9 protein-coding genes and 1 tRNA gene are annotated in these 12,870 nt (G+C 69.0%); 4 read left to right on the forward strand and 6 right to left on the reverse strand.

Annotated features, from left to right (window positions below):
- Nucleotide 1 precedes the first annotated feature (1 nt).
- From pheA to ACWEBX_RS24930, 3 genes are all read left to right on the forward strand, one after another.
- Complete coding sequence (gene pheA, locus ACWEBX_RS24920; RefSeq protein ID WP_451887043.1) at nucleotides 2–937, forward strand: prephenate dehydratase; 936 nt, start codon at nucleotides 2–4, stop codon at nucleotides 935–937.
- Nucleotides 938–1,508: 571 nt separating this feature from the next.
- On the forward strand, nucleotides 1,509–2,786 hold the full coding sequence (gene serS / locus ACWEBX_RS24925) for a serine--tRNA ligase (protein ID WP_451887044.1): 1,278 nt from the start codon (nucleotides 1,509–1,511) through the stop codon (nucleotides 2,784–2,786).
- Nucleotides 2,783–3,637 (forward strand): HAD family hydrolase, encoded by an 855-nt coding sequence (locus ACWEBX_RS24930; RefSeq protein WP_451887045.1) that lies wholly within the window; start codon nucleotides 2,783–2,785, stop codon nucleotides 3,635–3,637. The genes serS and ACWEBX_RS24930 overlap by 4 nt, the downstream gene beginning before the upstream one ends.
- A gap of 63 nt (nucleotides 3,638–3,700) precedes the next feature.
- Here ACWEBX_RS24930 and ACWEBX_RS24935 read toward each other — a convergent pair.
- The 6 genes from ACWEBX_RS24935 to ACWEBX_RS24960 all read right to left on the reverse strand — a co-directional run bounded on the left by ACWEBX_RS24935 (nucleotide 3,701) and on the right by ACWEBX_RS24960 (nucleotide 7,905).
- Nucleotides 3,701–3,787 (reverse strand) — tRNA-Ser (locus ACWEBX_RS24935).
- A 261-nt stretch (nucleotides 3,788–4,048) separates the two neighbouring features.
- Entirely contained in the window at nucleotides 4,049–4,279 is a 231-nt protein-coding gene (locus tag ACWEBX_RS24940) for an SGM_3592 family protein (RefSeq protein WP_451887046.1), read from the reverse strand.
- Between the two features lie 130 nt (nucleotides 4,280–4,409).
- Entirely contained in the window at nucleotides 4,410–5,129 is a 720-nt protein-coding gene (locus ACWEBX_RS24945) for an ABC transporter permease (RefSeq protein ID WP_351869496.1), read from the reverse strand.
- Nucleotides 5,130–5,139: 10 nt separating this feature from the next.
- The gene (locus tag ACWEBX_RS24950; RefSeq protein WP_451887047.1) at nucleotides 5,140–6,051 is read right to left on the reverse strand and encodes an ABC transporter ATP-binding protein; all 912 of its coding nucleotides are present in this window, start codon (nucleotides 6,049–6,051) and stop codon (nucleotides 5,140–5,142) included.
- The gene (locus ACWEBX_RS24955) at nucleotides 6,048–6,953 is read right to left on the reverse strand and encodes an ABC transporter permease (RefSeq protein WP_451887048.1); all 906 of its coding nucleotides are present in this window, start codon (nucleotides 6,951–6,953) and stop codon (nucleotides 6,048–6,050) included. The genes ACWEBX_RS24950 and ACWEBX_RS24955 overlap by 4 nt, the downstream gene beginning before the upstream one ends.
- Nucleotides 6,943–7,905 (reverse strand): ABC transporter ATP-binding protein, encoded by a 963-nt coding sequence (locus ACWEBX_RS24960; protein WP_451887051.1) that lies wholly within the window; start codon nucleotides 7,903–7,905, stop codon nucleotides 6,943–6,945. The genes ACWEBX_RS24955 and ACWEBX_RS24960 overlap by 11 nt, the downstream gene beginning before the upstream one ends.
- Nucleotides 7,906–8,470: 565 nt before the next feature.
- Between ACWEBX_RS24960 and ACWEBX_RS24965 the strand changes: the two genes are divergently transcribed.
- On the forward strand, nucleotides 8,471–12,763 hold the full coding sequence (locus tag ACWEBX_RS24965; protein WP_451887049.1) for a LamG-like jellyroll fold domain-containing protein: 4,293 nt from the start codon (nucleotides 8,471–8,473) through the stop codon (nucleotides 12,761–12,763).
- Nucleotides 12,764–12,870 lie beyond the last annotated feature (107 nt).

The following is a 12,870-nucleotide window of genomic DNA, read 5'->3' on the forward strand; positions in this document are numbered from 1 at the left end:
TATGTCGGCGACGCGCTACACCTATCTCGGCCCCGAGGGTACGTTCACCGAGGCCGCCCTTCGCACGCTTCCCGAGGCCGCGACACGGGAGCTGGTCCCCATGGTGTCCGTCCCGGCCGCGCTCGACGCGGTACGCGGCGGCCAGGCCGCGGGCGCGCTCGTCCCGATCGAGAACTCCGTCGAGGGCGGTGTCACCGCCACCCTGGACGAGCTCGCCAAGGGCGACCCGCTGATGATCTACCGCGAGGTCGTGCTGCCGATCGCCTTCGCCCTGCTGGTCAGGCCCGGCACGGCGCTGAAGGACGTCAAGACGGTCACCGGACACCCGGTCGCCCAGCCGCAGGTGCGCAACTGGCTGGCCGCGCATCTGCCGGACGCCGTCTGGGAGTCGGCGGCCTCGAACGCGGACGGCGCCCGGCTGGTCCAGGAGGGCCGGTTCGACGCGGCCTTCGCGGGCGAGTTCGCCGCGGCCACATACGGCCTCGAACCACTGGTGACCGAGATCCACGACGCGGCGAACGCCGAGACCCGCTTCGTGCTCGTCGGCCGCCCGGCCAGGCCCGCCGCGCCGACCGGCGCCGACAAGACGTCCGTGGTCATCTGGCTCGGCGACGACCACCCCGGAGCGCTGCTCGAACTGCTCCAGGAATTCGCCGTGCGCGGCGTCAACCTGATGCGGATCGAATCGCGCCCGACCGGCCAGGGCATCGGCAATTACTGCTTCTCGGTGGACGCCGAGGGACACATCACCGACCGCCGGGTGGGCGAGGCATTGATGGGCCTCAAGCGGATTTGTCCCCAGGTGCGCTTCCTCGGTTCCTATCCGCGCGCCGGCGTCGCCTTGGAGGACGTACGCCCGCTGCGGCTGGGGACGTCGGACGACGCGTTCTCCTCGGCCTCGGACTGGCTGGCGCGCTGCGCCGACGGCCGGTTCTGAGCGGCGGGTCCACGCCCGTCCGAGCGTTTCCCCCAGGTCCCGCCTGCCGATTTTCGTCATCCACAGAGTTATCCACAGGCATGCTTCTCGACCTGGGGACAAGTCGACAACGAAGCACTACATGGTCGACAAATCGGCTACTCGACCCAAGTCCGTCCACACCCCCGCACGTCCCTCTTCGTCTACCCTTTTCCATTGATCAACCCGATGGGGCGAATCATTTACACCCGAAAGTGGCTGTACAGAGGGTTTGAACCGGGAATTCCACGGCGGCCGAAGGGGTATCGGAATGATCAATTCCGACATCCACAGATCATCCACACACCCTGTGGATAACTCTCATCATGGGCCTACCCCTGTGGACAACCCACACAGCAAGTCCCGCCCCCCGCAAGGAAATCCAGTCAACCGCTGAAGCGCCGTCTGCCCCGTTTCAGGGAGTAGGCCCCTTTTCCTTGACGTCGTTCGGTGATCAAGGGATTCGATCCGGCATTTCACTCATACCGTGACAGCCGTCACGCTCTGGAATATCGGGTCGTTGGCCGGAGATCCGCACCGGTAGCCTTGAGGGGTGATTGACCTTCGCCTGCTCCGTGAGGACCCCGACCGTGTTCGCGCCTCCCAGCGCGCCCGTGGAGAGGATGTCGCGCTCGTCGACTCCCTCCTCTCCGCCGACGAGCGGCGCAGGTCGTCCGGCGTCCGCTTCGACGAGCTGCGTTCCGAGCAGAAGTCGCTCGGCAAGCTGATCCCCAAGGCCACCCCGGACGAGCGCGCCGAGCTGCTGAAGAAGGCCGAGCAGCTCAAGACCGACGTCAAGGCCGCCGAGGCCGAGCAGAACGAGGCGGACGAGGCGGCCAAGCGGCTCCTCCTCCAGCTCGGCAACGTGGTGCACCCGGACGTCCCGGTCGGCGGCGAGGAGGACTTCGTCGTCCTGGAGACGCACGGGACCATCCGCGACTTCGCCGCCGAGGGCTTCGAGCCCAAGGACCACCTGGAACTCGGCGAGGCGCTCGGCGCCATCGACGTCGAGCGCGGCGCCAAGGTGTCCGGCTCCCGCTTCTACTACCTGACCGGTGTCGGCGCGCTCCTGGAGCTCGCCCTCGTCAACGCGGCGATCGCGCAGGCCACCGAGGCCGGCTTCACTCCGATGCTGACCCCGGCCCTGGTCCGCCCGCGCGCCATGGAGGGCACCGGCTTCCTCGGCCAGGCCGCGGAGAACGTGTACCACCTGGAGAAGGACGACTACTACCTGGTCGGCACCTCCGAGGTCCCCCTCGCCGCGTACCACATGGACGAGATCCTCGACGCGGACAAGCTGCCGATGCGCTACGCCGGTTTCTCGCCGTGCTTCCGCCGCGAGGCCGGCACGTACGGCAAGGACACCCGCGGCATCTTCCGCGTGCACCAGTTCGACAAGGTCGAGATGTTCTCGTACGTGGCTCCCGAGGACGCCGAGAACGAGCACCAGCGGCTCCTGGAGTGGGAGAAGCAGTGGCTGACCGGCCTCGAACTGCCCTTCCAGGTGATCGACGTGGCCAGCGGCGACCTGGGGTCCTCGGCCTCCCGCAAGTTCGACTGCGAGGCGTGGATCCCGACCCAGGGCAAGTACCGCGAGCTGACCTCGGCCTCGAACTGCGATGGTTTCCAGGCCCGCCGTCTGTCGGTCCGTATGCGCGACGGCAAGAAGGTCCAGCCGCTCGCCACGCTGAACGGCACGCTCTGCGCCGTCCCGCGCACCATCGTGGCGATCCTGGAGAACCACCAGCTCGCCGACGGTTCGGTGCGGGTGCCCGAGCTGCTGCGTCCCTACCTGGGCGGCCGTGAGGCTCTGGAGCCGATCTCCAAGTGACCAGCACCACCGGTTCGACGGGAGCGTCCGGGGCCACCGGGTCCGGGGCGTTCCCGTACAAGCTCGTCGCGACCGATCTCGACGGGACGCTGCTGCGTTCCGACGAGACGGTGTCGCCGCGCACGCGTGACGCGCTCGCCGCCGTGACCGAGCAGGGCGCCGCCCACATCGTGGTCACCGGGCGGGCGGTTCCCTGGACACGGCACATCCTCGACGCGCTCGGCTATCAGGGTCTCGCGGTCTGCGGTCAGGGCGCGCAGGTCTACCACGCGGGAGAACACCGCCTGCTCACGTCCGTGACGCTGGACCGGCAGCTCGCCGGGCTCGCGCTCGCCAAGATCGAGGCGGAGGTCGGCCCCCTGCTGCTGGCCGCGAGCCGCGACGGGCTGGACGGCGAGGTGCTGGTCGGCCCCGGCTACCGCCGGCTGGAGGGCGCGCTGCCGGTCGTCCCGATCAAGGACGCGGCGGACCTGTGGTCGGCGCCTCTGAACAAGGTGTACGTCCAGCATCCGGCGCTCACCGACGACGAGCTCGCGGCCGTGGCCGTGAAGGTCGCGGGCGGACTCGTCGGTGTCACGATGGCGGGCCCGGGTGTGGTGGAGCTGCTTCCGCTCGGCCTCTCCAAGGCGACAGGGCTGTCCCTGGCGGCCCGGCGCCTGGGCATCAAGGCCGCGGACACCATCGCCTTCGGCGACATGCCGAACGACCTCCCGATGTTCGCCTGGGCGGCCCACGGGGTGGCCATGGCCAACGCCCACGACGATCTCAAGGCGATCGCGGACGAGGTGACGTCCTCGAACGAGGAGGACGGGATCGCGGTCGTGCTGGAGCGGTTGCTGACGCGTTCGTAGCGTCGGCCGGACACACCGGGGCACGACCGCCGACGCGGTTGTGCCCCGTGCTTCCCGGTTGTGCGGAGGATGCGCGGATCGAACGCGCGCGGGGCTTCACCCCCGACCACGGCTTAGCAAGCCGGTGCCTTTCCACTCGGCCAATCCTCCGGGTGGGCGGCCCGCGCGTGACGCGCGCTCGAAGCGGCCGCCCCGGGCAACTCCCCCTGCGGAGCGGGTTCGACGGAGGTAGTGACTACTCCGGAACCTGCCGCGGGCTGCCCTGTCGGGAGCTCGACGAACTGCTCCTGATGAACATCGTCGCGCTCCTCTCCCCGTGTGTGGCGCCGACTCGACGCGGCGGCGTGCAGCAACCACTGTGCCCGTACACCGATTTGGGCGCCACTGATTAAAGGGCGCGGTCCCGGTGGCTCACTTGCGGCGCCATCTGCGCCGACGCCCCTTGCTGAAGAACCAGCCGGCGGGCGGCTCGTCGGAGCGCCAGGGCTGTGGATCGGGGCCCGCCTCGCGCCAGCGGGCGGCGAGCATGCGCGCGCGGGCCGACGGTTCGGTCGTCTCGGCGGCCCGTACGAAGTCCTCGTCGAGCACGAGGTCGTCCCACGGCTCCCCCGCCGGTTCCCTTCCCGGTTCCTCGGTCGTCATCCCCGTTCCTCCCGGCCGTACGTCCCCGTTCGGCCCAGTGTGCCGGGACCGGGGTGAAGCCGCTGTCAAGGAGAAAGTGGGCTCCCCGCGCGTGTGCCCGTGCCGGACACCGCGCGCGGGGAGCCCTCGTTCACTCCTCGCCGGCCAGGGTCAGCGACCGCAGCCGCTGTCCGGCGTACCAGGTGGCGAGGACGGTGACCACGATCAGCAGGACCGTCGCGGTCGGCAGGCTGACGTCCGAGGTGACGATGTCGCCGCCGGTCACCTTGTGCCCCACGGCGAGCGCCCACTGCTGGACGCTGAGGGTGCGCGCGCCGGACACCAGGGACCCGAACAGGGCCTCCCAGACGAGCGCGTAGACGAGCCCGAAGACCACCGCGTGCCGGGTCACGGTCCCGAGGAGCAGGAACATCGCGGCGTAGGCGATCGAGGCGACCAGGGCGGCCACCGTGTAGGCGACGGCGATCTGCTGGCCGTTGCCGTTGAGGATCATGCCCGCGATGAAGGTCGGCACCGCCGAGAAGGCCATGGTGACGGCGATCGCGACGATCAGCTTGGTGAAGATGATCGTGGGTCGCTTCAGGGGCTTGGCCAGCAGGTACACCACCGAGCCGTCGTCGATCTCGGGTCCGATCGCGCCCGTGCCGGCGATGACGCCGATGATCGGCACCATGGTGGCGAGGGCGAACCCGCCGAGCAGGTCCGAGGCCACCTGGTCGTCGGCTCCGGAGAAACTCCGGACGGCCAGGGAGATCACGATGAGCAGGACGGGCAGGACGCCGAGGATGAGGGCCCGCCGGCGGCCGAGCAGGCCCCGGTAGGTGAGCCGGGCGACTGTGGGGTCGTACATCTTGGGCCTCCTACGCCGCGACGAGATACGAGAAGACGGATTCCAGCGACTCGTCGGACGGCGACACCGTCAGCAGCCGGATGCCGTGCTCGCGCGCGACCTTCGGCAACAGAGTGGTGAACCGGCCGAAGTCGACGGCCTGGATGCGCAACGCGCCTTCGGCGAGGTCGACCTCGATGCCCGAGGTCGACGGGTCGGCGATGAGGGCGGCCGCCAGTGCCCGGTCGTCGCTGGAGCGGATCAGATAGCGGTGCGGGCGGTCGGTCATCAGCCGGCGGATGCGCCGGAAGTCGCCGCTCGCCGCGTGCCGTCCGGCGACGATCACCTCGATGTGGGCGGCGAGCTGCTCCACCTCTTCGAGGATGTGGGACGAGAACAGCACGGTGCGGCCCTCGTCGCCCATGCGGCGCAGCAGGTCCATGAGCTGCATGCGCTGGCGCGGGTCCATGCCGTTGAACGGTTCGTCAAGGAGCAGCAGCGAGGGGTCGTGGACCAGCGCGGACGCCATCTTCACGCGCTGGCGCATGCCCTTGGAGTACGTGGAGATCTTGCGGTCCTGCGCGTACTGCATCTCGACGGTGGCCAGCGCGCGGTCGGCGGCCTTCGGGCCGAGGCCGTGCAGTTCGGCGTTGGCGAGGACGAACTCGCGTCCGGTGAGGAAGTCGTACATCGCCTCGCGCTCGGGGACGATGCCGATGTGGCGGTAGATGTCCTCGTTGCGCCAGGTCGGCTTGCCGTCGAGGGTGACGGTGCCCGTGGAGGGGGCGAGGAAGCCGCCCATCATGTTGATGAGGGTGGACTTCCCGGCGCCGTTCGGGCCGAGCAGGCCGGTGACGCCGGGGCCGATGGTCATCGTGATGTCGTTGACCGCCACCACGTTGCCGAACCAGCGCGAGACGTGGTCGATGCTGAGCGTGGTCACAGCCCGGCCTTTCGGTAGCGGCGCATCAGGAGGCCGTAGCAGCCCGCGATGAGACCGAGGACGACGACGAGGTAGACGACGCCCTGCGCCGACGAGGGGCCCACCTCGCCGGGGAAGGCGGAGGAGGCGCCCAGGAAGGCCGTCTGGACTCCGTCGATGAGCGTGATGGGCGAGAAGAGCCCGATCCAGGGGACGGCCCCGCTGCTGGACCGCTCGAAGGCGATGGCCTGGACGGTGGAGACGGCTCCGTAGGAGATGGTCAGGGCGGCGATGACGGCCGCGATGCCGAAGCCGCGGCGCGGGGTGATCGCCGAGATGACCAGGGCGATGCCGGCGAAGAGCACGGACAGCAGGGCCACGGAGAGCAGTCCCTGTCCGAAGCCCTCGCTCTGGTCGGCGAAGTCGAGCTTCGCCAGCAGCGCGCCCACGTAGAGGACGACCAGCGGGGCGGCCGTGAGGATGAACAGCGCCGAGGCCAGGGCCGCGTACTTGGCGCGCACGTAGTCGGCGGTCTCTATGGGGCGCGAGAAGTACAGCGGGATGGTCTTGAAGCGCAGGTCCCGGGAGACCGCCTGGGGGCCCTGCGAGGCGACGTACAGGCCGATGACCGCCTGCATGATCACCGCGTAGCGCGTGTAGTCGACGGGCAGGTCCTTCGCCTTGGTGGCGACGGCGACGGCCACCATGATCAGTGCGGGGACGCACATGACCACGAAGAGCAGCATCGGCAGGACCTTGGACTTGACCGAGCGCCCGAGTCCGTAGGCGCCGCGCAGGGACTGCGAGTACAGGGAGCGGCGGGCGTAGGCGCGGCCGAGGCGCGGGCCGTCGTAGTTGCGGTAGCCGATGTTGTGGATACGGGTCTGCTCACCCGGCTGGGTGAGGGGGTGCTCAACCGCCATGGCCGACCGCCTCCTTCCGCTGGTCGTCGCTGTCGGTGAAGACCTCGGCGATGTGGTGTCTGCGCTGTTCCATGCGGACCAGCCCGAGGCCGAGGTCGGCGACGACGTCGCGGACAAGGTCGTAGGTGTCCTCGCTCTCGGTGGTGAGCAGCAGGATGTGTCCGGCGCCCGGCAGTCCGCCGCCGTCGTGGGTCTCGATCCCGCGCGCGTGGAGCACGTCGCGCACGGCGCTCGTGCCGTTCGGGTGCTCGTCGCTGTCGGTGACCTCGATGGCGAGGGTCGTCGTGGTCTTGGTGAAGTCCGTGGTGGAGCTGGAGCGCAGGAGCTTGCCGCCGTCGACGACCACGACGTGGTCGCAGGTGCGCTCCAGTTCGCCCAGGAGGTGCGAGGTGACCAGGACCGAGATGCCGAAGTCCGTGTGGATGCGGCGGATCAGTCCGAGCATGTCGTCGCGGCCGACCGGGTCCAGGCCGTTGGTCGGCTCGTCCAGGAAGACGAGCCGGGGGTCGTGGACGAGGGCCTGCGCGAGTTTGACGCGCTGCTTCATGCCCGTGGAGTAGCCGCCGATGGGGCGGTAGCGCTCCTCGTACAGACCGACGTGGCGCAGGGTGTCCGCGGTGCGCTCGCGGGCCGCGGCCGGCGGCAGTCCGGACATCCGCGCCATGTGGACGACGAACTCGGTGGCCGAGACGTCGGGCGGCAGGCAGTCGTGCTCGGGCATGTACCCGACCCGCTCGCGGATGGCGGCGCCTTCGGTGGCGACGTCGAGACCGAGCACGTGTGCGCGGCCCTCGGTGGCGGGGGACAGACCCAGCAGGATCTTGATCAGTGTGGACTTGCCGGCTCCATTGGCTCCGACGAGTCCGGTCACACCGGGCCCGACGTCCACGGAGAGCCGGTCAAGCGCGGTCACCCGGGGGTACCGCTTGCTCAGGCTTTCGGTCGCGATCACAGTCACGGTTCGACCGTAGTGGCGCAGACCACAGGGGTCGTCAGCCCACGGAGGTGGATCCGCGTCAGCCTCCAGTCGTACGGGCCCGTAGGGGTCAGCCTCAGGTACGGGTGCTTCCCGGCAGGGACCGGGGCGCACGCGGCGTGGGTGCTCGTCACGGAGGCCGGACGCGGCGTGAGACCGCGTGGTGGAGCAAGGCGACCACCTGCCCCCACTTGGTACTTGGCGAGGTTTTCGAGGCCAACACGAGGCGTACATGACAATTTGGACGCCCGTGTCGAACCATGATGAATTCGTAAAGCAAACGTGAAGTGTCTCACTTCCCGGTTTCGCTTGGTTGGCCGATCTTGCGGGCTTTATCCGCCTGTGAATCCCTGGTTAACGAATGAGGGGGCCCGTATCTTGCGACCTGATCGCTTGATCAAACGTGTCCAGTGCCGGCCCAATGCGGCTTGGCAGGGGAGTAATTCATATGAATATCTACGGGGGGAGACGCCGGCTGCGCACAGTCGGCGTCGTGCTCTCCGCTGCCTTAGTACTGGCAGCGAGCGCATCCAACGGAGCCATGGCAGCGGCCGGCGAGAGCGCCGACACTTCGGCCGCCGACGCGGCGAAGGCCGGCTCAGCCGCCGACAAGGGCGGGGCGGCCGCGGCCGCCGGGGACGACGGCGGTGATGACGCCAGGGCGCTGGCCGAGGCGGCGCGCACGGGCAAGCCCGTGGAGATCACCTCACAGCGTGGTGAGAGCAGTGAGGTGTACGCCACTCCGGAGGGGCACTTGGAGGCCCGCGAACATCTGCGGCCGGTGCGGACCCGGGTGGACGGCGAGTGGCGGGACATCGACACCACTGTGACCCGCGAAACGAACGGAACGGTGGTCCCCAAGGCCACGACCGTCGGTCTGACCTTCTCCGGCGGAGGTTCGGCCCCCCTGGTGAGGATGACGAAGGACGGCCGTGAACTGGCGCTGTCCTGGCCCCAGGACCTGCCCTCCCCGAAGCTGGCGGGAAACACCGTCACCTATCCGGATGTGCTGCCCGACGTCGATCTGCGGATGACGGCGCAGCAGGACGGCTTCTCTCAGCTCTTGGTCGTCAAGTCGGCCGAAGCCGCGGCGAATACGGAACTGAGCGAGTTACGGCTGAAGCTGGACGCCGGCGGTATGCGGGTCGAGAAGACCGGTGACGGCGGCCTGGCGGCGATCGACCCGGGTGCCGGGAGCGCGGTCTTCGAGGCCCCCCGCCCCGTGATGTGGGACTCCAGCACCCAGGCACCCGGCACCGCGACCCCGTCGCCGTCCGCCACCGGGCTCGCCGGAACGTCTTCGCCGAAGGCGTCGCGGGGCTCGGTGGCCGCGGCTCCCGGTACCGACGCCGGCTCGACCAAGTCCACCGCCTCCGAGGCCGGGTCGGACGGTTCCGAGGCCGTGGCCGCCGAGTCAGGGAACGTGGCGCCGGTCGCGGTGAAGGTTCCCGCCGCGCAGGACGCGCTGGTGCTGACGCCGGACCAGGACGTACTCAAGGGCAAGAGCACGGTGTACCCCGTGTTCATCGACCCCCAGTGGTACTCCCCGAAGGCCTCGGCATGGACGATGGCCTCCAAGTACTGGGCGTCGTCGCCGCAGTGGAAGTTCAACGGCGATTCGGACGCGGGCCTCGGGTACTGCAACTGGTCGTACTGCGCGCCGTACGACACCAAGCGGCTCTTCTACCGCATCCCGACCTCGAAGTTCGCCGGCCGGACCGTGCTTCAGGCGGAGTTCGTGGTCCGCAACACGTGGTCGGCCTCCTGCTCGGCACGGAGTGTGGAGCTGTGGCGCACCAAGGACATCTCCTCGTCGACGACGTGGAACTCGCAGAACGCCGACGGGTTCTGGATCGATCAGCTCAGGACGCAGTCCTTCGCCTACGGATTCACGGACTGTGCCGCGAAGGACGCGGAGTTCGACGTGAAGTCCGCCGTGCAGCAGGCGGCGGACAAGAAGTGGTCGACGATGACCTTCGGCATGAGGGCGGCGAGCGAGTCCGACGGGTACGGCTGGAAGCGGTTCTCGGACGACGCCTACCTCAGGGTGCAGTACAACCGTCCGCCGCCGCAGGTCAAGATGTCGCAGCTGACCATGGAGTACGGCGGATCGTGCAAGGGCCCCTCGAGCGCTGCTCGGGTGCGGACGCTGGGCAAGATCTACGCGAACGATGTCACCGATCCCGACGGGGACTCCGTCTCCGTGGAGTTCCGGGCGAGTTGGGACACCGGTGACGGCAAGGGTGTGGTCACCCGCTGGAAGTCCGGTCCGACGACCACGAAGAAGTCCGGTTCGGACTTCGCGATCGGCTTGCCGTCCTCCATCCCCGCCAACAAGTCGGTGAACTGGTACGTCCATTCCTACGACGGCGCCCAGTACTCACCGTGGTCGTACACGGGCGACCCGACCGCCTGCTACTTCGTGTACGACACCAGCGTGCCGAAGGCGCCGACCATCTCCTCCGCCGTCTACCCGGCCTCGAACCCCGAGGACCCCGACGACCCCTGGTACGACGGCATAGGCCAGTACGGCGACTTCGTGATCACCGGTGCCGTTTCCGATGTGACCAAGTACTGGTACGGCATCAACGGCGACCCGGTGTCCACCAACACGGTCACCACCTCGGGCGGCGCGGCCAGGACCATCCCGGTGCTGCCGGTGAAGCCGGGCCTCAACACCTTCACGGCGCGGTCCTTCGACGCCGCCGGGAACGGCTCCGAGATCCGCACCTACCAGTTCCGGGTCAAGGCGGGGCAGCCCGAACGAGCCGACTGGTCCATGGACGAGGCGGCCGGCGCCACCCAGGCTGCGGGCAGCGCGCCCGAACAGAACGCGACCCTGCACGGCGGCCCGACGCCGAACGTGGACGGCAAGGTCGGCAAGGCCGTGCAGTTCGACGGCATCGACGACTACGCCGCCACCGACACCGCCACCATCAACACCGACATCAGCTTCTCCGTGTCCGCCTGGGCGAAGCTGTCCGCCATGCCGTCCGGAGCGGCCGTCGTGGCCTCCCAACGAGGCAACAACGCACCCGGCTTCGAGTTGTACTACTCCAAGGGGTACGACCGCTGGGTGTTCAACCAGTACACCTCCGACAGCACCAGTGCCACCCCCGTCCGGGCCATGCAGGCCGCCGCGGGTGGAGCCAAGGCCGGGGAGTGGACCCATCTGGTCGGCGTCTACTCCGCGAGTGAGCAGCAGCTCAAGCTGTACGTCAACGGCACGCTGGCCGGAACCACGCCGTACAGCACGCCCTGGAACGCCAGGCGCGGCATGCTGATCGGCTCCAGCTACTTCAACGGCGCGACGACGAGCTACTTCCCCGGCGCCGTCGACGAGGTGAAGACCTTCGAGAAGCCGTTGTCGGCGGCCGACGTCTCAAGCCTCTACAACTCGAACGCGCTCAGCGTCGGCCGCCCCGCCCGCGCGGACTTCCACATGGACGACGCCGCCGACGCCACCGCTCTGAGCGGCCGGGCCGATGTGAACCCCGCGGTCCTCAAGGGCGGTGCCACCACGGGCGCGGCGGGTATCGACGGCAACGCGCTCACCCTGGACGGGACCGACGACTACGCCATCACCAGCGGCCCGCACATCAACACCTCGTACAGCTTCGCCGTATCGGCCTGGGTGAAGCTGTCGAAGACCAAACCGACGCACGCCGCGACCGTCTTCTCGCAGACCGGCACCACGGTGACGGGGCCGGAGCTCTACTACTCCAACTCCTACGACCGCTGGGTGTTCAACCAGCACAGCGCCGACACCGCCGACTCCACGGTGGTGAGGGCCGTACAGCCCGACGGCACCACCGCGTATGGCGGCGAGTGGACCCATCTGGTCGCTGTGCAGGACACCGTGGCCGACAAGCTGTCGCTGTACGTCAACGGGACGCTGGCGGGTTCTGTCGCCCTGCCTCCCACCTGGTACGCCGGCGGCTCCGTGCAGATCGGCGCCAGCGCGTTCCAGACCGTGCCCACCTCGTTCTTCCCCGGCCAGATCGACGACGTGCGGCTGTACGACCGGCCGGTGTCCGCCGGCGAGGTGCAGCAGTTGTTCAAGCAGCGCGCGGTGGTCAAGGGACGCTGGAAGTTCGAGACGGCCGGCGGTACTCCGCCGACCTCGCCCGACGCCTCGTCCTCCGGTAACGCCATGACCCTCTACAACGGCGCCCAGACGGGCTCCGGTTGGGTCGACGGCGCCGTCACCCTCGACGGCACCGACGACTACGCCGCTGCCTCCGTGGTACCGGTGGACACCAGCGCCAGCTTCACCGTCAGCGCCTTCGTCCAGACGGCCGCGACCCCGACGAGCCCGGTCACCGTGATCAGCGCTCCCGGCGCCAAGAAGAGCGCGTTCGCGGTGCGTTACGAACCCAGCGCCACCCCGGCCACCGATCCGGGCCGCTGGCGGATCGCCACGGCCGACTCCGACAGTGACTCCGCCGCTGTGGCGGACATCGGCAACGGCATGTTCTACAGCCCCACCGACTGGAACCACGTGGCGCTCGTCTACGACGGTTTCTCCAAGCAGATCAGTCTCTACGTCAACGGCGAGCTCCAGGAGACCGCCTGCGCGGACACGGACGACGACGGGGTCCAGGACGACCCGAACTGCACCGACACCGTCTCGTGGGACGACAACGTACTGACCTACAAGGCCGCCAAGACCTTGCAGCTCGGCCGTGACACGACCGGAACCACCTCCGGTCAGTACTTCCCCGGTTCGCTCTCCGACATCTGGGTCTTCCAGGGCGCGCTGACCGAGACCCAGATCGATCACCTCGCCGTCGGCATGCCCGGCGTGGCGACCGCCGTACCCAGCGGCGACTGACCGACGCGGCGACCTGGGATCGGGCCGGCCGCCGTACGCGGCCACGCGGTAGGCGCGCTTGTGTCCGCCACCCTGGTGGCGAACGGTCACACGACCGGAATTGTTAC

It is taken from the genome of Streptomyces sp. NPDC005070, from assembly GCF_053600395.1.

Coding starts and splice junctions, on each gene's coding strand:
- pheA (WP_451887043.1), top strand. CDS start 2: ATGTCGGCGACGCGCTACACCTATCTCGGCCCCGAGGGTACGTTCACC.
- ACWEBX_RS24945 (WP_351869496.1), bottom strand. CDS start 5,129: ATGTACGACCCCACAGTCGCCCGGCTCACCTACCGGGGCCTGCTCGGC.
- ACWEBX_RS24955 (WP_451887048.1), bottom strand. CDS start 6,953: ATGGCGGTTGAGCACCCCCTCACCCAGCCGGGTGAGCAGACCCGTATC.
- ACWEBX_RS24940 (WP_451887046.1), bottom strand. CDS start 4,279: ATGACGACCGAGGAACCGGGAAGGGAACCGGCGGGGGAGCCGTGGGAC.
- ACWEBX_RS24965 (WP_451887049.1), top strand. CDS start 8,471: ATGGCAGCGGCCGGCGAGAGCGCCGACACTTCGGCCGCCGACGCGGCG.